This is a genomic window from Enterococcus sp. DIV1420a (genome assembly GCF_051712165.1).
GTDB lineage: Bacteria > Bacillota > Bacilli > Lactobacillales > Enterococcaceae > Enterococcus > Enterococcus faecalis.
Genome location: NZ_JBIOOI010000001.1, coordinates 853,042 through 876,926 on the forward strand (window position 1 = coordinate 853,042; position 23,885 = coordinate 876,926).

Genomic DNA, 23,885 nt, shown 5'->3' on the forward strand with positions numbered 1-23,885 from the left:
GGTTCTTTTTTAGAATAGATATGCTTGATCAATTTTTTGGTTCAACAGTTTTTTTTCGTCTGGCGATAAAAAAGCACCTGCAAGCGCATTTTTAGTGAGTTGCTTCATTTCGTCATAACTTAATTGATACCAAGTGGCCAATTTCATGAATTCTTTCGTTAACGTAGTATCTGAAACAGTGCGATTATCGGTATTGATGCAGACGGCTAAGCCAGCCTCTATAAATTGTTGAAAAGGGTATTCAGCCAATGTTTTGACGGTGCCTGTTTGGAAGTTGCTAGTTGGACACATTTCTAAAAGAACCTTTTTTTCTTTTAAGAGCGCCAAGTATTCGGGTGTATCTTTCAAAGCAATACCGTGGCCAATCCGAGTAGCACCTAAAGTGACAGCATCAGCGACGTTTTTGCCACAGCCGCATTCCCCAGCGTGGAGTGTTAATGGAATTGACAATTGGTTGGCTAAAGCTAATACGTCTTCAAATGTGTATGGAGGGAAATCGACTTCATTGCCAGCTAAATCAAAGCCGACAACGCCTGTCTCTCTGAAATCATGCGCTAAGTGAACGATTTTTTCTATGGCTTGTTGTTGGTCATGCCGCATGCCGCATAACAGTGCATTGCTTTTTACACCAAAATCTTCTTCGCCTTGTTTTAAGCCAGTTAAAACAGCGGTCACGATTTCAGGTAACCGTAAGCCTTTTTCTGTATGTTGCGAAGGCGCAAAACGCACCTCTATGTATGCCACGCCATCTTCGGCAGCTTGGCTAATCACGTCATACGCCGCTGCTTGCAAAGCTTCAGCTGTTTGTAGACAGGTTAGCACGAAGTCGAACCGAGTTAAATAATCATTCAAATCGGTGCATTTTTCAGGGGCAACCACTAACTCTTTCAAGGCTTGTTCGTCTTGGGGTAATGGAATGTTTTGTTTTTCAGCAATGGTGCGTAAAGTGGTTGGTCGAATCGACCCATCTAAGTGACAGTGCAGCTCGATTTTTGGTAATTGACGGACACGGGATTCTTCCATGAAAAAAATAGCCTCCATTTTCTTTTGTTTTTTAATCTTTTTAGTCTATTTCTTTTGTCTTTTTTTTGTTAAAATGTAAAAGATTCGATAAGTATTTTGAAGACTGTAACACGTCTACAAATGTCTGTCAATGCAAAAGGAGACGTTGGGAGGGGCGCGATGAAACTAACGATTAAAGAAATTGCTGATATGGCTGGTGTTTCTGTCACAACCGTCTCACAAATTCTGAATAATAAAGGGAGTCGTTTCAGTGAAAAAACCCGCAACAAGGTGTTGGCGGTAGTCGCTGAAAATCATTACAAACCAGATTACTTTGCTTCGAATGTAATCAACCGTCATTCCAAAACCATTGGTATGATTGTGCCAGATGTGACGGATTTCTTTTTCTCAAAAGTGATTGAAGGTGTAGAAACATATTTAAATTCGTTAGGCTACATGATTTTGTTATGCAATTCAAAGCATGATTCCGAGCAAGCGATGCAATATGTTAGCGAGTTGATTCATCGGTCGGTGGATGGCATTATTTTTGCCACGCCGAATGTTTTGCCAGAAAATCATATTTTAAAAGACCGACGAGAACATCCGATTCCTGTCATTCTTGTCGATCGTGGGATTAATCCACGAGATAGTGGACGATTAATCGTTAAAGAGTACGAAGGTGCTTATCAAGCGGTCCATCATTTGATTCAACAAGGGCATCAGCATATTGGCATGTTGCGTGAAAGTGCCGGCTATTATCGTTTGACGGAACGAGTGACGGCGTATCAGCATGCGTTACAGGACAATAATTTACCTTTTCGTCCGCATTATGTTTGTGCTGGGGAATTGAACTTGCATGGCGGCTATGCTGCGGCGAAAGAAGTTTTGAAAAATGAAGAAATCACAGCAATTTTTTGTGGCAATGATGAAATGGCGATGGGAGCTTATCAAGCCATTGAAGAAGCGGGCAAGAAAATTCCTGACGATATTTCGGTGGTTGGCTTTGATGGCTTGGAAATTTCCGAATATTTGGTGCCGAGTTTAACAACCGTCTATCAGCCGAGTTTTGATATTGGCTATTATGCAGCAAAATTTTTGGTGGAAGCTATTGCAGATCCAACAGGGAAAGTTCCAAATAAAGTTTTTGATGCGACGTTTATTGCTAGAAAAAGCACAAAACCGATTTAAAAAACAGCTTAGAAATAGAACGTTCGTTTTGTTTGCGTTTTCACAAGAAAAAAATAATAGTAAACTGGTTTACTAAATGGTTTAAAGCTGAACGATTTTGTTGTATAATACATTATCGGGAAATCGGAGGGAACGAATTCATGAGAATGGTAGACATTATTGAAAAGAAACGTGACGGGCATCAACTAACAAGCGAAGAAATTCAATTTATTATCAACGGATACACAGATGGTTCAATTCCAGATTATCAGGTAAGTGCCTTTTTAATGGCTGTTTTTTACCAAGATATGACAGACGAAGAAATTACACAAATGACGTTAGCAATGGTCCATTCAGGCGAAATTGTGGATCTTTCTTCTATAGAAGGAATCAAAGTCGACAAGCATTCTACAGGTGGCGTAGGCGACACTACGACGCTTATTTTAGCGCCGTTAGTTGCTAGTGTCGGGGTCAATGTAGCAAAAATGTCTGGTCGTGGCTTAGGCTACACGGGCGGTACGTTGGATAAATTAGAAGCGATTCCTGGTTTTAAAGTTGAATTGACAGAAGAACGTTTTATTCAATTGGTGAACGATACAAAAGTGGCAGTGATTGGTCAGTCAGGTGATCTAGCACCAGCAGACAAAAAACTTTATGCGTTACGTGATGTGACCGCCACTGTTGACTCAATTCCATTAATTGCAAGTTCCATTATGAGTAAAAAAATTGCCGCAGGGGCAGATGCGATTGTCTTAGACGTGACTACTGGTGAAGGGGCCTTTATGAAAGACCTAGCAAGTGCTCGTCGATTAGCGGAAACAATGGTTCGCATTGGGAAACTGGCAAATCGCCAAACGATGGCAGTAATTTCAGACATGTCACAACCTTTAGGGGAGGCCATCGGAAATAGTTTAGAAATCGTTGAAGCAATCGAGACCTTGCAAGGAAATGGGCCAGAAGATTTAGTGGAGATGTGCTATGTCTTAGGAAGTCAGATGGTTGTTTTAGCTAAAAAAGCCGAGACGTTAGACGAAGCACGGGCTTTATTAGAAGAAGCATTAACAAGCGGTCGAGCGCTCGCAAAATTTAAAGAAATGATTGAAAATCAAGGCGGCGACAGTTCCGTTGTTGACCAGCCAGAAAAATTATTAACCGCAACTTATCAATTTGATTTACCTGCCAAAGAAACAGGCGTGGTACAAAAAATCGTTGCCAATGAAATTGGCGTTGCCGCAATGTTGCTGGGCGCTGGTCGGGCTACGAAAGAAGATACGATTGATTTTGCAGTTGGCTTGAAACTTCACAAAAAAGTAGGGAGCCCAGTTGAAAAAGGCGAATCATTATTAACCATTTATGCCAATCGTGAAGACGTGACAGAAGTCGAACAATTGCTTTATAAAAATATTGAAATTGGACCAACCGGCGAAGAGCCTATTTTGATTCACGATATTATTACGGAATAAAACAAAAAGAAAAGAGGAATTCTCATCATGGAATTAAACCGCATGATTGACCACACTATTTTGAAACCAGAAGCGACAGAAGCCGCTGTCCAAAAAATTATTGACGAAGCTAAGGAGTACAACTTTTTCTCTGTATGTATCAATCCTTGTTGGGTCGCTTTTGCTAGCGAGCAATTAGCAGATACCGACGTCGCTGTCTGTACCGTTATTGGCTTTCCTTTGGGGGCAAATACACCAGAAGTTAAAGCATACGAAGCAGCTGATGCAATTAAAAATGGTGCGAATGAAGTGGATATGGTGATTAATATTGGTGCATTAAAATCACAACAATACGATCACGTACGTCAAGACATTCAAGGCGTAGTAGATGCAGCCAAAGGAAAAGCGTTAGTCAAAGTGATTATTGAAACAGCATTATTAACAGACGAAGAAAAAGTTAAAGCTTGTGAATTAGCCAAAGAAGCAGGTGCCGATTTCGTTAAAACATCTACTGGCTTCTCAACAGGCGGCGCTAAAGTAGCAGACATTCGTTTAATGCGTGAGACAGTTGGTCCTGACATGGGCGTTAAGGCTTCTGGTGGCGTGCATAATGCAGAAGAAGCGTTAGCAATGATTGAAGCTGGGGCAACACGCATCGGTGCAAGTACGGGTGTAGCAATTGTTTCTGGCGCAACTGGCGAAGGGTATTAATTCGTATTTCAAATTAAACGAAGGTGTGGCGAAAAAGATGACAGTAAAACAAGAATGGCTTGATTGTGCCGTAGAAGCATTGGCACACGCCTATGTACCGTATTCTAACTTTCCTGTGGGCGCTTGCTTAGTGACTGCAGACGGGAAAATGTATCAAGGAGTCAACATTGAAAATGCCTCCTTTGGTTTAACAAATTGTGCAGAAAGAACGGCGATTTTTAAAGCCATTTCAGAAGATGAACGGACCTTCCAACATTTAGTTGTAGCAGGTAATACAGAGGCACCCATTTCTCCATGTGGCGCTTGTCGTCAAGTAATGGCTGAATTCTTTGATCCACAAATGCCGGTCACGCTAGTTGGTAAAGATGGCGCGACTAAAACAATGACAGTTGAGGCATTATTGCCCTATTCATTTACAGATAAAGATTTTTAAAAAAAGGACATAAGGTTTCGTTGGGCTCAAAGTAGATTTCAATAGCATAAATGCGAATGAAATAATAGATAAAATAGTAGGGGGCTTTTCGGAAAGTGAAACAAGCAAAATTTTTAGGTCTAGGATTGGCAGCAGTTGCCTTAACCATTGGGTTAGCTGCATGTGGTGGCAATAGCAAAAAGAACGCCAACACAAAAGGTGATCCACAACATAGTGTCGTAATGGTCACAGATACAGCCGGCATTGATGACAAATCTTTTAACCAATCTGCGTGGGAAGGAATGCAAGAGTGGGGCAAAGAGCACAAACTTCCAGAAGGACCTCAAGGGTATGCGTATATTCAATCAAATGAAGCATCTGATTATACATCAAACATTGACCAAGCCATTTCAAGTCAATTTAAAACGATTTTTGGCATTGGCTATTTACTAAAAAATGCAGTAGTAGATGCAGCGGACGCCAACCCAGAAACGAATTTCGTTCTAATCGACGATACAGTTAATGGGAAAAACAACGTCGCTTCTGCAACATTTAGAGATAATGAATCTGCGTATTTAGCAGGTGTGGCAGCAGCTAACACTACGAAAACCAACAAAGTAGGATTTATCGGCGGGGTTGAAGGACCTGTTATTGGCCGCTTCCAAGCTGGTTTTGAAAAAGGTGTAGCAGACGCTGGCAAAAAATTAGGCAAAGATATTCAAATTACGTCTACTTATGCAGGGACATTTGCAGACGCTTCAAAAGGACGGGCCTTAGCTTCTTCTATGTATCAAGCAGGTGCCGACATTATTTATCACGCAGCGGCGACTACAGGACAAGGAATCTTCCAAGAAGCCAAAGCGCTAAATGAAACAGGTTCAAAAGATAAAGTTTGGGTGATTGGTGTTGACCGTGACCAAAACGAAGACGGTAAATATACAACCAAAGATGGCAAGGATGATAACTTAACGTTAGCTTCAACCATTAAAGGTGTAAATATTGCTGTGAAAAAAATCTCTGATCTTGCATTAGAAGATAAATTCCCTGGCGGTGAACATTTAACTTATGGATTGAAAGATGGCGGTGTTGATTTAACAACAGAAGCCTTAAGCGATCAAGCCAAAACGGCAGTTAAAGAAGCCAAAGAACAAATCATCTCTGGTGACGTAAAAGTCCCAGACCAACCTTAGAAACAACTTAGTTGTTTAAATACATTAAACTATTTTTAGGAGGCTTTACAGAAATGAAAAAAGCAAAATTATTCGGTTTTAGTTTGATTGCATTAGGTTTATCAGTTTCACTTGCAGCATGTGGTGGTGGCAAAGGAAAAACCGCTGAAAGCGGCGGTGGCAAAGGGGATGCAGCGCATAGTGCTGTAATCATTACAGATACAGGCGGCGTGGATGACAAGTCGTTCAACCAATCTTCTTGGGAAGGATTGCAAGCTTGGGGTAAAGAACATGATTTACCAGAAGGTTCAAAAGGGTATGCATATATTCAATCGAATGATGCAGCTGACTATACAACAAATATTGACCAAGCGGTATCAAGTAAATTCAACACAATCTTTGGTATTGGCTACTTGCTAAAAGATGCAATTTCTTCTGCAGCAGATGCCAACCCTGATACAAACTTTGTTTTAATCGATGATCAAATCGATGGCAAAAAGAATGTCGTTTCTGCAACATTTAGAGATAATGAAGCAGCTTACTTAGCCGGTGTTGCTGCTGCAAACGAAACAAAAACGAACAAAGTCGGTTTTGTTGGTGGTGAAGAAGGGGTCGTAATTGACCGTTTCCAAGCTGGTTTTGAAAAAGGTGTGGCTGATGCTGCGAAAGAATTAGGTAAAGAAATTACTGTTGATACAAAATATGCGGCTTCATTTGCTGATCCTGCCAAAGGGAAAGCTTTAGCTGCTGCAATGTACCAAAACGGCGTTGATATCATCTTCCATGCTTCTGGTGCGACTGGACAAGGGGTCTTCCAAGAAGCAAAAGACTTGAATGAATCAGGTTCTGGCGACAAAGTTTGGGTAATCGGTGTTGACCGTGATCAAGATGCTGATGGCAAGTACAAAACAAAAGACGGCAAAGAAGACAACTTCACGTTAACTTCAACCCTTAAAGGTGTCGGCACAGCGGTTCAAGATATTGCCAACCGTGCGTTAGAAGACAAATTCCCTGGTGGCGAACATTTAGTTTATGGATTAAAAGATGGTGGCGTTGACTTAACAGACGGCTATTTAAACGACAAAACAAAAGAAGCTGTTAAAACAGCAAAAGATAAAGTAATCTCAGGTGACGTAAAAGTCCCAGAAAAACCAGAATAATTTAAGCTCCTAAATGAAAAAAGAAGGGCTCATTATTGTTCCTTCTAAAAATAAAGTGGTCCTTGGCAGCGACGGCTGCCAAGGAAACCCTTTATGATGTTTGGATTTTTAACTAAATAGTTGAGGTTCTTCAACTACTTAGTTAAGGGTCAAAATTACCCTCTAAAGTATTGCCAATATAATTTTGTTAGGAAGTGAATAGACCTTGTCTCAAGAAGAAAACGTAATTGAGATGCGTAAAATCACCAAAGAATTTGGGACGTTCAAAGCCAACGACCAAATTGATTTACAAGTAAAACCTGGTGAAATCCACGCACTGCTAGGTGAAAATGGTGCAGGCAAGTCGACCTTGATGAATATCTTATCAGGGCTATTGGAACCGACCTCAGGTGAGATTTATATGAATGGCGAAAAAGTCAACATTACAAGTCCTACTGCAGCCAATCGTTTAGGAATCGGAATGGTCCATCAGCATTTTATGTTAGTTGAAGCCTTTACTGTGACTGAAAATATTATCTTAGGTAGTGAACCTACCCATGGCGGTATTTTAGACCGGAAAAAAGCGAAAAAAGAGATTGAAGAAGTGTCTAAGCAATACGGGTTGGATGTAAATCCCAATGCCTATATTCGCGATATTTCTGTGGGTATGCAACAACGGGTTGAAATTTTAAAGACCTTATATCGTGGTGCGAACGTTTTAATTTTTGACGAACCAACCGCAGTATTAACGCCACAAGAAATTGATGAATTAATGATTATTTTGAAAGAACTAACCGATGAAGGCAAATCGATCATTTTAATTACACATAAGTTAGATGAAATTAAAAAAGTGGCGGACCGTTGTACGGTTATTCGCCGGGGGCAAAGTATTGGCACCGTCAATGTGAAAGACGTTTCTTCGCAACAGTTAGCCGATATGATGGTGGGTCGTTCTGTTTCCTTCAAAACAGAGAAAAAACCAGCGCAACCGAAAGAAACAATTTTATCAATTAAAGATTTAGTAGTGAAAGAAAGCCGCGGCTTAGATGCAGTGAAAAATCTTAGCTTAGATGTCCGAGCAGGGGAAGTTGTTGGAATTGCGGGGATTGATGGCAATGGACAAACAGAATTAATCCAAGCCTTAGCAGGATTAACCAAAGTCGAAAACGGGTCCATTCATTTGAATGAAAAAGAGATTACTAATCGCAAACCTCGGGAAATTACGGAAATGGGTGTCGCCCACGTTCCTGAAGACCGACATAAATATGGCTTGGTATTAGAGATGACATTGGCTGAAAATATTGGCCTACAAACGTATTACCAAAAACCATACAGTTCAACAGGTATTTTAAACTATCGAATGATTAACAAACATGCCCGTGAATTAATTGAAGAATATGATGTACGGACTCCTAATGAATTAGTACCAGCTCGGGCGCTTTCAGGTGGGAATCAGCAAAAAGCGATTATTGCCCGAGAAGTTGACCGCGATCCAGATTTGTTGATTGTTTCTCAACCAACACGCGGTTTAGATGTCGGAGCTATTGAATACATTCATCGTCGACTAATTGAACAAAGAGATAAAAATAAAGCTGTTTTATTAGTAAGTTTTGAATTAGATGAAATTTTAAATGTTTCTGATCGTATCGCTGTTATTCATGCGGGGGAAATTGTCGGAATTGTTGATCCGAAAGAAACGACAGAAAATGAATTGGGCTTGTTAATGGCTGGCTACTCATTGGAAGAAGCCCGTGCTGAGTTATCAAAAGTAGAGGCAGGTGAAACTGTTGAATAATCGTTCTGAAAAAATAAGAAATATTTTAGTCCCTGTGTTATCTGTTATTATGGGTTTCCTCTTAGGGGCAATTATTATGGTTATCTTTGGCTATGACCCAGTGGCTGGGTATCAAGCGATGTTTGAAACAGCTTTCCAAGGAAAGAAAAGTATTGGTGAGATTTTTGTCACCGCAGCACCGTTGATTTTTACCGCTTTAGGATTCTCGGTGGCAAATTCGGCTGGATTCTTTAATATCGGGCTTTCAGGACAAGCCTTATGTGGTTGGGTGGCTAGTATTTGGGTCGCTTTATCCATGCCTGATGCACCCCGGATGATTGCGTTGCCGGTGGCGATTATTGTTGGCGCAGTTGCAGGAGCTTTAGCAGCAGCCATTCCAGGTTTCTTGCGTGCCTATTTTGGGACGAGTGAAGTTATTGTTACGATTATGTTGAATTATATTTTATTATACACAGGAAATCATATTGCTAATAATGTCATGAAACCAAGTATTATGGCGAATAAAGGGATCACCAAAATGATTGGTGCGAATGCATCATTACGCTCACCGTTTTTAACAAGTATCAGTGATGGCTCTCGTTTGAACATTGGCATTTTCTTGGCCTTCATTTTCCTTATTCTTGTGTGGTTCTTGATGAAAAAAACAACGCTTGGTTTTGAAATTCGGTCGGTGGGGTTAAACCCATTTGCTTCTGAATATGCTGGAATGAGCAGCAAGCGAACGATTATTTTATCCATGATGATTTCAGGAACGCTGGCTGGTTTAGGTGGTGCGGTCCAAGGATTGGGGACTTTCCAAAACTTCTTTATTCAAAACACATCGTTGAGCATTGGGTTCGATGGTATGGCCGTGTCTCTATTAGGAGCAGGTAGCTCAATCGGGATTTTACTTTCCGCATTACTGTTTGGAATGTTAAAACTTGGTGGACAAGGAATGCCGTTGATAGCTGGTGTACCAACCGAATTAGTTGATGTTGTTATTGCAGCAATTATTTTCTTTGTGGGAATTAGTTATTTAATTCGTTTCTTGTTAGCAAAAGCGTCTGGTAGTAAAAAAGAAGTAGCGATTGTAGAAACAATTGAAGCGGCGCCAGACAAAAACAATCAAGAGGGGGGAGACATCTAATGGATTTAGCAACAATTTCCTCAATCATCACGCAAACATTAGTGTATGCAACTCCGCTCATCTTGACAGCATTAGGCGGAACGTTCTCAGAACGAAGTGGTGTGGTTAACGTTGGTTTGGAAGGTATTATGGTAATGGGCGCTTTCAGTTCGGTCGTTTTTAACTTGACGTTTGCTGATACATTTGGCGCGGCGACACCATGGATTGCTTGTTTAGTAGGAGGCGTTGTCGGGATTGTCTTTTCTCTCTTACATGCCGTTGCAACTATTAACTTACGAGCAGATCATATTATCAGTGGTACTGTCATTAACTTGATGGCACCGGCGCTAGGGGTTTTCCTAGTAAAAGTTATTTATCAAAAAGGACAAACAGATATGATTACACAATCATTTGGCTATTTTTCTTTCCCAGGATTGTCAAAAATTCCAGTGATTGGTGAACTATTCTTTGCAAAAACCTCTTTACCAGCTTTCGTAGCAATTTTGATTGCGATTTTAGCTTGGTTTGTCATTTATAAAACACGTTTTGGCTTACGGTTACGTTCTGTGGGGGAACATCCACAAGCGGCAGATACATTGGGAATTAATGTCTACTTAATGCGTTATTCTGGCGTCTTGTTATCCGGCTTCTTAGGCGGTATGGGCGGAGCTGTCTTTGCTCAAAGTATTGCGGGTCGTTTCGGGATTACCACAATTGCAGGACAAGGGTTTATTTCAATGGCCGCAATGATCTTTGGTAAATGGAATCCACTTGGGGCAATGGGCGCAGCCTTATTCTTTGGTTTTGCACAAAACTTAAGTATTGCTGGGGAAAACTTACCAATTATTTCAGAAATTCCAAAAGTTTATCTACAAGCAGCACCATACGTATTGACCATTTTAGTCCTAGTTGTGTTCTTCGGAAAATCATCGGGACCAAAAGCGAACGGGAAAAATTACGTCAAAACGAAATAGATTTAAAACTGTCCGTTGTAAAATAACGGGCAGTTTTTTTGATTGTTCTTCAAACAACTTTAGCGAAAGAGCTTTTCCTAGTACTTATTTTCTCAATTTTTTCTAGTGAAGTACAAGAAATTGAAAATTCATTTCTTTTTGCTATGTTAAACTAAAAAGTAAAACGCTATCAAAGTCTCGATTCTAAATAAAGAAAGGAGGAGTCATGAATAAAAAAGGAATTAGAATGGGTATTTTATTGATTTTAGGAATCATCCTAATTGGCATTGGAGGAAAAGTATTTATGGACAAACGGGCAGAACAAAAAGAACAAGATTTACTAGCAGTGGAGAAACAATCAGTGAAAGTACTGAAAAATACCTTTGCGGATATTAAGGAAGTCAAATTCCATGAAGCAGGAAAAAACGAAATGACAGGGTCGTACAACATAATAATTACTTTAATCAATGTGGAAGGTAATGCAGTAGATTTTGATTATAGTTTTTGGAAAGAACCGAATGAAATAGGTAGTTATACAATATTGAATGAAAATATTCAAAAAACAGGAAAAACTAATCATAAAATACATGTTATTTATTCTAATGGTGAGGAGGAATTGGTGTGATTATTTCAGAGAAACAATATAAAGAATTAAGCGATAGAGTTTATAAATTAGACCCAAATGACAAAAAGAAGTATTCTCCTTTTATGAAAGAACGTACGGATTTTAATATTGAAAATCAAAAATTCCAAATCCTCAAAATCCAAGAGAATTCTCAGACGGATGGGATGCAAGCGATGGCTGTTGTGTCAAACATAAATATCAGATGAAGATACATAGGTTAAGCAATTAACTATGAATAAATAAAAGGAGGAGCTATGAATAAAAAAGGAATTAGAGTAGGTATTTTATTGATTTTAGGAATCATCCTAATTGGCATTGGAGGGAAAGTATTTATGGACAAACGGGCAGAACAAAAAGAACAAGATTTACTAGCAGTAGAGAAACAATCAGTGAAAGTACTGAAAAATACCTTTGCGGATATTAAGGAAGTCAAATTCCATGAAGCAGGAAAAAACGAAATGACAGGGTCGTATGGAATGTATGTGACAATGTTTAATAAGAATAACGACTCTGTAAAATTTGATTATGGATTTTGGAAAGAGAGGAATGAATTGGGAGATTATGGAGTAGAAGATGAAGCGGTACAAAAAGAAGGAGTCACAACTACTTCAGTAAAAGTAACATACACTAATGGGAAGGAGGAGTTGATTTAATGATAACTGACCAAGACTATAATCAATTAAGTGATAGAGTTTATTGGCTAGACCCTAAGCATAAAAGATATACACCGAGTATTAAAGAAGGAAGAATACGTAAATTTGGAAATTTAAAATTCCGAATCCTCAAAATCCAAGAGAATTCTCAGACGGATGGGATGCAAGCGATGGCTGTGGCTCCCCTAGATAAGCAAGGGGTTCCTGATTTGTCGCAAATTGTGATTAGTTATGCTGGCACCAATCCTGGTGATTGGAAAGATGTGGAAACGGACTTGCGCACGATTGGTGGTTTTTGGGACAAAACGGCGTCTCCTGGTTTTTCTGATGCACGGAGTCCACAACGTTTGGCTGGGCAACTGAGTTCGGCAGTGGCTTTTGCTGAGGCAGTCAAACAAGAATACAGCGAGGCCACTTTTTCTACTACCGGACATTCTTTAGGGGAATATTTAGCGTTGTATATTGCCGCGGAAAATCAATGGAAAAATGTCGGTTTTAATGGGCCAGATCCCTATGAGGTGTTGACACCAGCTGCTAAAAAGTGGGTCGCTGAAAATCCTGGCTGGTTAACCAATTATCGCAATCAGGCGGATATTGTAGGTAATTTAATGGGCAATGGTACCGGCGCCGAAATCAAAGTGGCTTTGCAAATGGGCTTGCAAAATCCGTTGAAGTCTCATGATTTAGCCAATTGGCTCTTTGATGCAGATGGTTATTTGGTAATTCCTGATAATGAACACAATTTAGAAGCGAGCCTTCAAGGACAAGAGCGAAAATCCATGACAGTTTTTGCCAGTGAATTGGCAAATTTACAAATTTTGAAGAAAAAGTTACTGAAAAATGGTAGCGGTTTATCAAGTAGTCAACAAATTTATTTGGAGGATGCTCAAGCCAGAGCCGTGGTTCAAATAGCAGCTCGCAATGCAAAATATGCCATGGAACGAGTGATTTGCATTCATCAAGAAGCGATTCGAACCTTGGAGCAAAATTGGGAAGCAGGACTTCGTGCGGCTAGAAATTCTGTTCAGATGTTAACTGAAGCTGAAATTATGGAAGCCTTAGCTAGTGTGGGTGTCACCAAGCAAAGTCAGGTGTTTCAACCAAAAGAAACCCATGAACTGCGTATTCAACAAGCCAAAGAAAAAAGCGCCACCTTTGATGCTTTAGAACGGGAAATCACCGCCAAATTAGCAGAAATCGTTGCCCGCGATAGCGAACTGGCTAATCAATTTAGATAGGAGCAAAAAATGACATTGGATGAATTACAAGCGAATTATCGCAGAGAACGGCAAGGATTAGAAGAACAAAGTGACGATTTACGACGAGCACAGTCGCACGGAGAACAAATGGTAATGGAAGCTGAGCAACGTTTAAGAAGTGCCTTAAATAGCTTGGCGCTAGACGGAGAACCTTTGCATCGAGCGAAAAGGGACTATTCAACAATAATTGAACAGTTTCAAGAAACGATTCAGTTAGAACAACGAAAAATAAACCATAAAATAGAGGATTTAGAACAAACTTATCGAAGTGAGTATCAAAAACGAAGCAATGAAAAGAGGTAATTTAGTGGACGAAATGATTCAACGGTTGTTAAAGGAGTTAGCTAGAAGTGCAGATAAAGCCAATGTTCGTTCTGTAGGAGTAGCAATGCAACAACGGGTTGCTCAGGAGAAGAATCAGGCAAATCAAAGGCATCGCAAGCTAGTCGTCGAAGCAGCAACAAGTTTTGGGACAAGGCAGCAACAACTAGGAACGGCTCTTAAAGGACAGTTTGGTAATAAAGTAAAAGAAGCCTTTCAAAGACAAACAATTAGTTTGAAGCAGTTCTTGTAGGAATATTACAATGACAAAAGGATTTTATGCGTTCATTTTTAAGAAGAAAATTGAAGGAATCTCAGCAATGCTCTAGGGAACAGCCTGGGGCTTTTTTAGTGTAATTATTTCTTTATATTTTAGAAAAAGTTGCTTTTTCTAAAATATAAGCCAGTCTTAAACACGCAATAATAGCGGATTCATGGTATAATTGAAGAGCTGAGAATAAATAGATTATTCTGTTTGATTCTCGAGACTATTTAAAAGGCTAGCGTAAAATAATTGTCATTCTTGACGTATTTACGACCTTAGAGGAGGAAGCAAGTGTGTTTAAACGTGTTCATTTAATCGTACTAGATTCAGTCGGTATTGGTGAAGCACCAGATGCTGAAAAATTTGGAGATGTCGGCAGTGATACACTGGGTCATATTGCCAAAGAAGCGGGACTAACCATTCCTCATTTAGAAAAACTTGGATTGGGAACTATTGCTCCTTTAACAGGTGTCAAAGCAGTGGCAGACCACGATGGCTATGCCACCAAATTAGAAGAAATTTCTGTTGGAAAAGATACTATGACCGGTCACTGGGAAATTATGGGCTTGAACATCAAAAAACCTTTTCGAGTATTCCCAAACGGCTTTCCTGAAGAATTACTGAAACAAATTGAAGATTTTTCTGGGCGAAAAGTTGTTTGTAACAAACCATATAGCGGGACAGCAGTCATTGATGATTACGGCGAACATCAAATGAAAACAGGGGATCTAATCGTTTATACTTCAGCGGACCCTGTTTTACAAATTGCGGCGCATGAAGACATTATTCCATTAGAAGAATTGTATAAAATTTGTCAATATGTTCGTGACATTACGAAAGACGAACCTTATATGATTGGTCGGATTATCGCTCGCCCGTATGTTGGTGAACCAGGTAATTTCACTCGAACCAGTAACCGTCATGACTATGCTCTAGATCCTTTTGGCCATACTGTTTTAGATTCGTTGAAAGAAAACGGCAATGATGTGATCGCTGTTGGGAAAATTAACGACATCTTTAATGGACAAGGAATTACTGAAGCTATCCGCACGAAGAGCAATATGGATGGGGTGGATCAATTATTAACGGTCATGAACAAAGATTTCACAGGTTTAAGTTTTACTAACTTAGTGGATTTCGATGCGCTGTATGGCCACCGTCGTGATGTGAAGGGCTATGCAAAAGCCATCGAAGATTTTGATGGTCGTTTGCCAGAGATTATGGCAGCTATGGCCGAAGATGATTTGCTTTTAATTACAGCAGATCACGGGAATGACCCAACTTTCCCAGGAACAGACCATACACGTGAATATGTGCCTTTATTGGCTTATAGTAAAAAAATGACAAAACAAGGCAGCTTGCCACAAGGATTTTATTCAGATATTTCAGCAACGATTGCTGAAAACTTTGAAGTTCCTGCAACGGAAAACGGTCAAAGCTTTTTAAATCAATTACAATAATTCGAGGAGGCAACACATGACAAAGTTAACGAACCATTTAAACGAAACAACTGAGTTTTTGAAAGAAAAAGGGGTGCAACAAGCAGACTTCGGTCTAATCTTAGGTTCTGGGTTAGGTGAATTAGCTAATGAAATAACCGATGCGATTGCTATTCCTTTCTCTGAAATTCCCCATTTTTCTGTTTCAACAGTCGTTGGACATGCTGGACAATTAGTTTACGGAACGCTTTCTGGAAAAAAAGTTTTGGCGATGCAAGGACGTTTTCATTATTATGAAGGACATTCGATGCAAACGGTCACTTATCCCGTTCGTGTGATGGCTGCTTTAGGCATTCATTCAATGATTGTAACCAACGCAGCTGGTGGCGTAAATGAAACATATACACCGGGGAATTTGATGTTAATCAATGACCACATTAATTTTACAGGCGATAATCCGTTAATTGGTGAAAATGATGAAGAAATCGGGCCGCGTTTTCCAGATATGAGTCATGCTTACACGCAAGAATATCGGGAAGTGGCAAAAAAAGTGGCTGCGGAACAAAATATTGATTTAAAAGAAGGCGTCTATATGGGCTTTTCTGGCCCGACATATGAAACGCCTGCAGAAATTCGGATGTCACGGACGATGGGTGCAGATGCAGTTGGCATGTCAACTGTTTCGGAGGTCATTGTAGCTGTGCATAGTGGCATGAAAGTACTAGGCATCTCTTGTATTACGAATTTAGCAGCTGGTATGCAAAGTAGTTTAAATCATGCAGAAGTAGTTGAAACAACTGAACGCGTTAAAGGACAATTCAAAGAGTTAGTGAAAGCAACACTAGCAGCTTTATAAAAAAGGAGTAAACCAGAATGAGTGTGCATATCGAAGCAAAACCAGGTGAAATTGCCGATAAAATTTTACTACCAGGGGATCCCCTCAGAGCAAAATATATTGCGGAAACTTTTTTAGAGAATCCTGTCTGCTATAATCAAGTTCGTGGAATGTTAGGTTACACAGGAACGTATAAGGGACAGCGTGTTTCGGTCCAAGGAACAGGGATGGGGATGCCTTCAGCAGGTATTTATGCCCATGAGTTAATTAACTCTTACAATGTGAAGAAGTTAATTCGTGTTGGTACGTGTGGTTCTATTTCAGAAAAAGTCAACGTTCGTGAATTAGTTATCGCACAAGCAGCAGCGACGCCTTCTTCCGCGATTCGCAATGATTTTCCTAAATATGATTTTCCACAAATTGCGAGCTTCGACCTTTTACTCAAATCTTACGAAATTGCTAAAGCAAAAGGCTTTACTACCCATGTTGGTAACGTATTGTCAGATGATGTTTTTTACAAAGATAGCTTAGATGATGTCTTTCGTTTAGGTCGATACGGGGTATTAGCGATTGAAATGGAAGCGGCAATGTTATATTATTTAGCAGCAAAATTTGATGTAGAAGCATTGGCGATTATGACGGTGAGTGATAGCTTGGTGACAGGCGAAGAAACAACGGCAGAAGAACGCCAAACGACGTTTAATGAAATGATTGAAGTTGGTTTAGAAACGGCAATTGCTAATTAAAAAATGCTTGGATGATTATTTTCATCCAAGCATTTTTTTAATTTAAGAGCGCTTTTTTTACATCTTCAACAATTTGAGTATTCGCAATAGGTCCGTTGTATAACCAACTACTTTTTTTATCATAGGTATGAACTTGGTTATTTTTCACAGCAGGTAAGTTCTTCCAAATTGCTTCTTGGAAAAGAGGTGCTGATTCATCGCTGTTTACAAGGAAAATGTGGTCTGCGTCAAGCTCAGCTAATTTTTCTAAAGAAACTTGATTCCAATCCGCATTGGCGTTTTTAGAAATTTCTTCCACTAATTTTGGAACTTGGAGGCCTAAGTCCTGATAGAGCACGGTTCCGCTTGAGCGATTATCGCTAACCATAAAGACTTGGTTGTTGGTTACCCATAAGACTGCCGCAGATTTGCCAGCATCTTTTTTGCCAAGGTCTTCTTGGACGCCTTTGGTTAAGGTATCATAATCTTCTAACACTTTTTTCGCTTGTTCTTTTTTATCTAAAACAGTGGCAATATCTTCCAATTGATCACGCCAAGTGACATTTTCGCCGTTTTTGACTACATAAGTTGGCGCAATTTTACTGTATTCTTTGTATTTACCGCCTTCAACTAGAGCAGATGAACTGATTAATAATAAGTCAGGTTCAAATTTTAGAACCGCTTCATATGGCAAGTCATAGGAAATAGTGGGGACATCTTTCAATTCTTTCGCTAAATAATCTTGAATACTGCCTTGTCCAACTGTCCATTGTGCCACTGGTTTTTCTCCTAATGCAACTAGATAATCTTCTAAATAACTCGCAATAATCCGTTTGGGTTTCGCGGGGACGGTTACTTTATTGCCTAAGGTATCTGTTACTTCATGTGTTTTGTCAGCGTTGTTGGCTTCTTTATTCGTATTACCACAAGCTGCGAGTAAGAATGAACCAAGAAGAAGGGTTGTACCAATTAGGACCGTCTTTTTTAAAAGTTTCATTGTGTAACTCCTTTATTTTTAGTTGATAACGATTCTCATTATCATTTAAAAACGACCGTTTGTCAATCATCGCTTGCTTTTTTGAGCAAATAAGTTGCATTTTTTAGATAATTCGTTTTTTTGATTGGAAGAAACATTGCTTTTTAAGGAAGGGTCTTTTATAATCAAGGAACAATGAGTGAGAACGATTCTCAATAAATGTAAAATAACGACAGAAAAATTAAAGAGGAATGGTTATGAATTATTTAGAGGCAGAGGACTTAACTACAGGATATGGTCGTCAAGTGATTAGTGAAGCGCTGAACTGTTCATTTGAAGCGGGAACTATTACAAGTATTATTGGACCAAATGGTTGTGGCAAATCGACCTTGTTAAAAACACTTGCGCGTATTTTGCCAGCTGAGAAAGGCAAGGTGTTCATTAAGAACCAAGAACTTCAACATTTTTCTTCAAAAGAAGTGGCGCAAGAACTAGCGATCTTATCACAAACGCCAGAAAATACAATCGATTTATCTGTTTTTGACCTCGTCTCTTTCGGGCGGTATCCATATCAATCGGGCTGGAAAAGTGTCACCACAGAAGATCAAGAGTACATACAATGGGCATTAGAATTAACAGGCTTAACTGAATTAGCTAGAGAGTCTGTGGCGATTTTATCAGGTGGACAACGTCAACGGGTTTGGATTGCTATGGCGCTAGTGCAGGATACAGATATTTTAATTTTAGATGAACCGACCACCTATTTGGATCCAGCGCATCAGCTAGAAATTTTAAATGTGTTAAAACGAATTAATCAAGAACATCAGAAAACTATCGTGATGACGATTCATGATATTAATTTAGCTTCTCGTTTTTCTGATCGCGTGATTGCGATGAAAGAGGGAAAGATTATCAATGAGGGAACACCGCAAGAAGTGATTACTGTTACTGGCTTAGCAGATGTTTTCGCTATTCAAGCAGAAATTAGTTATCATAGTCAGACACAGCGGCCACTAGTGCTTTCTTATGAGTTGATGGAAATGGAGCTGGATGGATGAAAGGCATAAGCGGATTTTGTAGACACCAATGGCAAGTGTTGCTTGTCTGTCTTTTTTTGCTACTGGGGACAATGCTTCTGTCATTGATGTTTGGTGCGACGTCGGTTTCGATTCAAACGATTATTGAATCATTTACGCACTTCGATGCGACCAATCAAGCGCATCAAGTCATCCAAACGGTTCGGTTGCCGCGGATTTTAGGGGCCGCTTTTGTGGGGGCAAGTTTAGCGGTGAGTGGGGCGTTAGCGCAAGGGATTACGCAAAACCCATTGGCAGATTCTGGCTTGCTGGGTATCAATGCTGGGGCTGGCTTGGGCTTAGCGCTTGTTTTTGCTTTCCTCCCTCAGGCAAGTTATTGGTGGCTTTTAGTTGTTTCTTTTCTTGGTGCTGGCGTGAGTGTGGCACTGATTTATTATCTTTCTAATCATTCAATTCGAGGAGCAAGCCCCATGCGTCTGACCTTAGTGGGAGCTGGTATTAGTGCCCTTTTTTTATCATTTAGTCAATTCTTAGCCATTCAGTTCAATTTGAGTCAAGAGTTAACGTTTTGGTTTCTTGGCGGTGTCAGCGTTATTTCTTGGGCACAATTAAAAATAGTCGTCCCGATCTTTCTGGGCGCATTTGCATTAGCAATTCTGATTAGTCCGTCGGTGACTATTTTACGGTTTGGCGATGATGCAACAATTGGTTTGGGGCGACATCCGCAGCGTATTCGGTTGTTCGCCAGTATAACGATTTTGCTTTTATCAGGATTGTCTGTGGCGCTGGTTGGCTCGGTCAGTTTTGTTGGTTTGGTGGTGCCTCATGTGATGCGAACAGTTTCTGGAGAAAATTACCGTCGCTTGATTCCGTTCTCGGCGTTAGGCGGTGCGCTCCTCGTTTTGGTGGCAGATTTAATCGCTCGAATGGTGAATCCGCCTTTTGAAACACCATTTGGGATTATCACGGCCTTAATTGGCATCCCATTCTTTCTTTATTTATTTCGTAAAGGAGGGCAACTAGGATGACACAGAAAAAAGTGTCCCGTTGGGTGGCTATCTTAATAATTGGGATTATCCTAACTGCTTGTATCAGTTTAACGCAAGGGGAATTATCTGTTTCCTTCATGGATTTAAAAGCCCTTCTTTTGGGACAGGGAAGTCAGGCCAAACAACTGTTAGTTTGGGATTTTCGGTTACCACGGATTGTGCTTGCGGTCCTGGCGGGCGCAGCTTTAGGCTTAAGCGGCGCTATTCTTCAAGGGATTACTCGGAATCCGTTGGCAGATACTGGGATTTTAGGCATTAATGCGGGTGCGGGTTTGGCAGTGATTTTGTTTATTAGTTTTGTTGAGACGACAAGTATCACAACGTTTGCACTTCCACTCGTGGCCTTAGTTGGCGGCTTGCTAGCGGCTGTTGGGATTTTGGTAATCGCGTATCATCATCGTTTAGGATTGACGCCAGTTCGAATGGTCTTAGCGGGTGTCATTTTGAGTACGGGTATTTCAGCACTCACCTTATTAATTACATCAAAAATTGACACTGAAAAGTACCGTTTTGTTACAATGTGGCAAGCAGGCAGTATCTGGGGCAGTAATTGGTTCTTTGTGGGCGCTTTGTTGCCTTGGCTAGTCATCGGGTTCTTTTTTGCGATGAAGCGTCATCGTCTGTTGGATATTTTACAATTGGGGGACGAAACAGCTATTTCTGTAGGTATTGCTGTGAAAAAAGAACGAATCGTTTCGTTGCTGTTAGCGGTGATGTTGGCGGCTTCAGCGATTTCCGTTACAGGGGGAATTAATTTTTTAGGTTTACTTGCGCCACATATTGCTCGCAAATGTGGTTTTACGCAACAAAAACAGGTATTGCCATTGGCGGCGTTGTTTGGGAGTTTGCTTTTATTGGTTAGTGATACGATTGGTCGGCTATTGCCTGGCAATGGAGAAATGCCTGCAGGGATTATTGTTGCGATCATCGGTGCGCCTTATTTTCTTTATTTGTTAATCAAAACAAGCGATTCGTTATAAAAAAGAATCAAAAGCTGGGTCAAGCGATCGTTGTGAAAGCAACTGTCATTTGCTCGGCTTTTTGATTGGCGGATTTTTGAAAAAATAGTATGATAAATGCGTAAGAGCATTGAATGGAGGATGAAAGAATGGAAAACTTTAATTTTTATGTACCAACAGACATCCGTTTTGGGAAAGATCGTTTAGACGAATTACCTGCTGTGTTAGATCAATTTGGCAAAAATGTCTTACTTGTTTATGGTGGCGGTAGTATCAAACGTAATGGCTTGTACCAACAAATTACTGATTTGGCCCAAAAAAACGGGCATACATTGATTGAGTTGAGCGGTGTCGAACCAAACCCGCGCATTGAAACCGTTAGAAAAGGAATTGAGTTGTGTAAAGAAAACCAAGTCGATGTTATTTTAGCAGTTGGCGGTGGTTCGACCATTGATTGTTCCAAAGCAATTGCTGCGGGCTTTTATTCGGAAGAAGATATCTGGACAGTTATTGCAGCCAGAAAAGGGTATACTGGTCCTGCTTTACCAATCGTGACCATCTTGACTTTAGCAGCGACAGGTAGTGAAATGAACGCAGGTGCTGTCATTTCTAACTTAGAAACCAATCAAAAATTAGGCTTTGGTGGTCCGAATATGATTCCAAAAGTTTCGTTCTTGGATCCAACGAATACTTTTACGGTTCCTCAAAATCAAACAGCAGCTGGCTCAGCGGATATTTTCAGTCATTTGATTGAAAACTATTTTAGTATTTCGACAGGCACGGACGTCCAAGATTTTGTGTCAGAAGGCTTAATGCGAACGGTTATCAAAAATTGTCCTATTGCTTTAGAAAATCCAGAAGATTATGATGCACGTGCTAATTTAATGTGGGCAAGTAGTTTAGCCTTAAATGGGTTAACAGGGCGCGGCAAACAAGGTGTTTGGTCTTGTCACCCAATGGAACATGAATTAAGTGCGTTTTATGACATTACGCATGGGATTGGCTTAGCAATTTTAACGCCTCGTTGGATGAATTACGTTTTGTCTGAACAAACCGTAGGCAAATTTGCACAGTTTGCTCGAAATGTTTGGGGAATAGTCGAACAAGAAGAGGAAGTAGCAGCGAAAAAAGGTATTCAAGCATTGTATGATTACTTTGTGGCTTGTGGCATTCCAATGACATTACCAGAAGTTGGCATCGAAGCAGATAAATTTGAAGAAATGGCACAACAAGCTGTGGCCCATAGTGCAATTGCTGAAAAGGCTTATGTACCATTGGATGTAGCGGACATAGTAGCGATTTATAAAGATTGTTTAACCGAAAGTCAATTTATTTAATCCATAAAAAAGCGGTTTGCCTTGGCAAACCGCTTTTGTTAATAAGAAACAAGTTCTTATAAGTAGTATTTTTCTTTCACAGTTAAATCATCGTTTAATTCATAAACTAATGGTTTACCTGTTGGGATTTCAAGATCCATAATATCTTCATCAGAAATGCCTTCGATGTGTTTAGCTAAAGCACGTAATGAATTACCATGAGCCGCTACTAAGACAGTTTTGTTGTCTTTTAAAGCTGGCGCAATTTCATCTTGCCAGAATGGTAATGCACGTTCCAAAGTAACTTTCAAGTTTTCGCCACCAGGAATATCGCGTTGGTCTAACATTGCATAACGACGGTCGTTTGCTGCAGAACCTTCATCTGTTGCTTCCATTAATGGAGGAAGAGTATCGTAAGAACGACGCCAGATGTGGACTTGTTCGTCTCCGTATTTTTCAGCAGTTTCTTTTTTGTTTAGTCCTTGTAATTTACCATAGTGACGTTCGTTTAAGCGCCAAGATTTGATTTGAGGTACCCATAATTGATCTGAGTATTCTAGTAAATAGTTACAAGTTTTGATGGCACGAGTTAAAACAGAAGTATAAGCAACGTCGAATTCGATGCCTGCTTCTTTAATTTTACGGCCGCCTTCTTTTGCTTCTTCAACACCTTCAGGTGCTAAATCTACGTCAGCCCATCCAGTAAATTGGTTTAAGGCATTCCATTCGCTAAGTCCATGACGAGAAAAAACTAATTTTGGCATGTATAAGCTCTCCTTTGAGTTTAGTTTTCTGAAAATAAGATTTCCACGTTTATTGTACACCGTTTTGCGCAAGATTTCCAATGGAAAATAGTAAAAAAACGTGAAAGTTGCTGAAAAATTAGAGTGAAATCGAATCAAAAAAGAAGCCCCATCTGAAGGACTTCTTTTTTATTCTTAGGAATACAACCTCTCGACATCTGTCTCAGGTAAATTGATGTACTTATAACAAGTGCCCACCGAAACGCCGCATTTATTAGAAATAAATTGGATTGTTTCTTTGTTTTCGTAATATAATGCACGGATTTTGCGGACGGTGCGTCCATCGATTTTTGGACGTCCACCTACTTTTCCGTTTTCACGAGCTTTGTGGAGCCCGACGAGTGTTCGTTCTTTAATTAGTGCACATTCCATCGCGGATAAGCTCTCCATTAATTGGAAATAGGCTTCACCTGTTGGAAGGTGAGTATCAATTCCTTCTGAAATGCTGACAAAATCAACTTGTTTTTCCTTTAGCATTTTCATAAAGTCTGTTAATTGGCGGGTTGTTTTACCTAAATGGTGCAATTTACAAACAATAAGTGTATCCCCAGCAGAAAGAAGTTTTTCGACTTCGTCTAAGACACTGATCTCCGCTTGAGGATCAAATGTCTCTTGGAAAATATCATCACAACCAAACGATTGGAGAGTGGTTAGTTGATTTTTTAAATCGTCTTCAATAATAGTTGTGCGTGCATAACCAATTCGTTTCATATATTATCCTTCCTATA

The 23,885-nt window shown here is 40.0% G+C and carries 26 protein-coding genes; 22 read left to right on the plus strand and 4 right to left on the minus strand.

The features are described from left to right. Window positions 1-9 precede the first annotated feature (9 nt). Window positions 10-1,041, minus strand: coding sequence for an adenosine deaminase (add, locus tag IGI80_RS04205; protein ID WP_002356163.1), 1,032 nt, complete (start codon window positions 1,039-1,041; stop codon window positions 10-12). Between the two features lie 141 nt (window positions 1,042-1,182). On the opposite strand from add, the gene IGI80_RS04210 reads away from it, so the two are divergent. The 18 genes from IGI80_RS04210 (at window position 1,183) to deoD (ending at window position 17,038) form a co-directional block, all read left to right on the plus strand. Then, window positions 1,183-2,190 (plus strand): substrate-binding domain-containing protein, encoded by a 1,008-nt coding sequence (locus IGI80_RS04210; protein ID WP_002356164.1) that lies wholly within the window; start codon window positions 1,183-1,185, stop codon window positions 2,188-2,190. A gap of 140 nt (window positions 2,191-2,330) precedes the next feature. Next, complete coding sequence (locus IGI80_RS04215) at window positions 2,331-3,632, plus strand: pyrimidine-nucleoside phosphorylase (protein ID WP_002356165.1); 1,302 nt, start codon at window positions 2,331-2,333, stop codon at window positions 3,630-3,632. Between the two features lie 27 nt (window positions 3,633-3,659). After that, the gene (gene deoC / locus IGI80_RS04220) at window positions 3,660-4,322 is read left to right on the plus strand and encodes a deoxyribose-phosphate aldolase (RefSeq protein ID WP_002359333.1); all 663 of its coding nucleotides are present in this window, start codon (window positions 3,660-3,662) and stop codon (window positions 4,320-4,322) included. Further along, entirely contained in the window at window positions 4,291-4,755 is a 465-nt protein-coding gene (locus IGI80_RS04225; RefSeq protein ID WP_002387503.1) for a cytidine deaminase, read from the plus strand. Before deoC ends, IGI80_RS04225 begins: the two co-directional genes overlap by 32 nt. A 95-nt stretch (window positions 4,756-4,850) precedes the next feature. Then, the gene (locus tag IGI80_RS04230) at window positions 4,851-5,924 is read left to right on the plus strand and encodes a BMP family lipoprotein (RefSeq protein ID WP_002356168.1); all 1,074 of its coding nucleotides are present in this window, start codon (window positions 4,851-4,853) and stop codon (window positions 5,922-5,924) included. A 53-nt stretch (window positions 5,925-5,977) separates the two neighbouring features. Beyond that, the gene (locus IGI80_RS04235) at window positions 5,978-7,063 is read left to right on the plus strand and encodes a BMP family lipoprotein (protein WP_002356169.1); all 1,086 of its coding nucleotides are present in this window, start codon (window positions 5,978-5,980) and stop codon (window positions 7,061-7,063) included. A gap of 205 nt (window positions 7,064-7,268) precedes the next feature. Beyond that, complete coding sequence (locus IGI80_RS04240) at window positions 7,269-8,837, plus strand: ABC transporter ATP-binding protein (protein WP_002381361.1); 1,569 nt, start codon at window positions 7,269-7,271, stop codon at window positions 8,835-8,837. Next, entirely contained in the window at window positions 8,830-9,963 is a 1,134-nt protein-coding gene (locus tag IGI80_RS04245; protein WP_002356171.1) for an ABC transporter permease, read from the plus strand. Before IGI80_RS04240 ends, IGI80_RS04245 begins: the two co-directional genes overlap by 8 nt. Then, window positions 9,963-10,916, plus strand: coding sequence for an ABC transporter permease (locus IGI80_RS04250; protein WP_002356172.1), 954 nt, complete (start codon window positions 9,963-9,965; stop codon window positions 10,914-10,916). The genes IGI80_RS04245 and IGI80_RS04250 overlap by 1 nt, the downstream gene beginning before the upstream one ends. A 205-nt stretch (window positions 10,917-11,121) precedes the next feature. Then, window positions 11,122-11,520: a hypothetical protein gene (locus tag IGI80_RS04255; protein ID WP_074653888.1), complete on the plus strand. Its 399-nt coding sequence runs from the start codon at window positions 11,122-11,124 to the stop codon at window positions 11,518-11,520. Continuing rightward, window positions 11,517-11,726: a hypothetical protein gene (locus tag IGI80_RS04260; protein ID WP_368552915.1), complete on the plus strand. Its 210-nt coding sequence runs from the start codon at window positions 11,517-11,519 to the stop codon at window positions 11,724-11,726. The genes IGI80_RS04255 and IGI80_RS04260 overlap by 4 nt, the downstream gene beginning before the upstream one ends. Window positions 11,727-11,774: 48 nt before the next feature. After that, a complete protein-coding gene (locus IGI80_RS04265) occupies window positions 11,775-12,173 on the plus strand; it encodes a hypothetical protein (protein WP_002393860.1) in 399 nt (132 codons plus the stop codon). Next, the gene (locus IGI80_RS04270; protein ID WP_438722730.1) at window positions 12,173-13,411 is read left to right on the plus strand and encodes a lipase; all 1,239 of its coding nucleotides are present in this window, start codon (window positions 12,173-12,175) and stop codon (window positions 13,409-13,411) included. The genes IGI80_RS04265 and IGI80_RS04270 overlap by 1 nt, the downstream gene beginning before the upstream one ends. Window positions 13,412-13,420: 9 nt before the next feature. Continuing rightward, entirely contained in the window at window positions 13,421-13,735 is a 315-nt protein-coding gene (locus IGI80_RS04275; protein ID WP_002356177.1) for a hypothetical protein, read from the plus strand. A 13-nt stretch (window positions 13,736-13,748) separates the two neighbouring features. Beyond that, the gene (locus IGI80_RS04280; protein ID WP_224798854.1) at window positions 13,749-14,006 is read left to right on the plus strand and encodes a hypothetical protein; all 258 of its coding nucleotides are present in this window, start codon (window positions 13,749-13,751) and stop codon (window positions 14,004-14,006) included. A gap of 305 nt (window positions 14,007-14,311) precedes the next feature. Next, window positions 14,312-15,478 (plus strand): phosphopentomutase, encoded by a 1,167-nt coding sequence (gene deoB / locus IGI80_RS04285; protein WP_002356179.1) that lies wholly within the window; start codon window positions 14,312-14,314, stop codon window positions 15,476-15,478. A 16-nt stretch (window positions 15,479-15,494) separates the two neighbouring features. Beyond that, window positions 15,495-16,313 carry a purine-nucleoside phosphorylase gene (locus tag IGI80_RS04290; protein WP_033600101.1) on the plus strand — a complete coding sequence of 273 codons (819 nt, stop codon included), beginning with the start codon at window positions 15,495-15,497 and terminating at the stop codon, window positions 16,311-16,313. Between the two features lie 17 nt (window positions 16,314-16,330). Beyond that, the gene (deoD, locus tag IGI80_RS04295; RefSeq protein WP_002356181.1) at window positions 16,331-17,038 is read left to right on the plus strand and encodes a purine-nucleoside phosphorylase; all 708 of its coding nucleotides are present in this window, start codon (window positions 16,331-16,333) and stop codon (window positions 17,036-17,038) included. 37 nt (window positions 17,039-17,075) lie between these two features. Here deoD and IGI80_RS04300 read toward each other — a convergent pair whose 3' ends face one another. Then, on the minus strand, window positions 17,076-18,014 hold the full coding sequence (locus IGI80_RS04300) for an iron-hydroxamate ABC transporter substrate-binding protein (protein ID WP_002368568.1): 939 nt from the start codon (window positions 18,012-18,014) through the stop codon (window positions 17,076-17,078). Window positions 18,015-18,244: 230 nt separating this feature from the next. Here IGI80_RS04300 and IGI80_RS04305 point away from each other — a divergent pair, with 230 nt between their 5' ends. From IGI80_RS04305 to IGI80_RS04320, 4 genes are all read left to right on the plus strand, one after another. Beyond that, window positions 18,245-19,051 (plus strand): ABC transporter ATP-binding protein, encoded by an 807-nt coding sequence (locus IGI80_RS04305; RefSeq protein WP_002356183.1) that lies wholly within the window; start codon window positions 18,245-18,247, stop codon window positions 19,049-19,051. Then, complete coding sequence (locus IGI80_RS04310; protein ID WP_002359340.1) at window positions 19,048-20,058, plus strand: FecCD family ABC transporter permease; 1,011 nt, start codon at window positions 19,048-19,050, stop codon at window positions 20,056-20,058. The genes IGI80_RS04305 and IGI80_RS04310 overlap by 4 nt, the downstream gene beginning before the upstream one ends. Next, window positions 20,055-21,059: a FecCD family ABC transporter permease gene (locus IGI80_RS04315; RefSeq protein WP_033592552.1), complete on the plus strand. Its 1,005-nt coding sequence runs from the start codon at window positions 20,055-20,057 to the stop codon at window positions 21,057-21,059. The genes IGI80_RS04310 and IGI80_RS04315 overlap by 4 nt, the downstream gene beginning before the upstream one ends. Before the next feature lie 113 nt (window positions 21,060-21,172). Continuing rightward, complete coding sequence (locus tag IGI80_RS04320) at window positions 21,173-22,375, plus strand: iron-containing alcohol dehydrogenase (protein WP_002386357.1); 1,203 nt, start codon at window positions 21,173-21,175, stop codon at window positions 22,373-22,375. Window positions 22,376-22,431: 56 nt separating this feature from the next. On the opposite strand, the gene gpmA is transcribed toward IGI80_RS04320, so the two are convergent. Beyond that, the gene (gpmA, locus tag IGI80_RS04325) at window positions 22,432-23,118 is read right to left on the minus strand and encodes a 2,3-diphosphoglycerate-dependent phosphoglycerate mutase (protein WP_002359343.1); all 687 of its coding nucleotides are present in this window, start codon (window positions 23,116-23,118) and stop codon (window positions 22,432-22,434) included. Between the two features lie 174 nt (window positions 23,119-23,292). Beyond that, the gene (locus tag IGI80_RS04330; RefSeq protein ID WP_002356188.1) at window positions 23,293-23,868 is read right to left on the minus strand and encodes a recombinase family protein; all 576 of its coding nucleotides are present in this window, start codon (window positions 23,866-23,868) and stop codon (window positions 23,293-23,295) included. Window positions 23,869-23,885 lie beyond the last annotated feature (17 nt).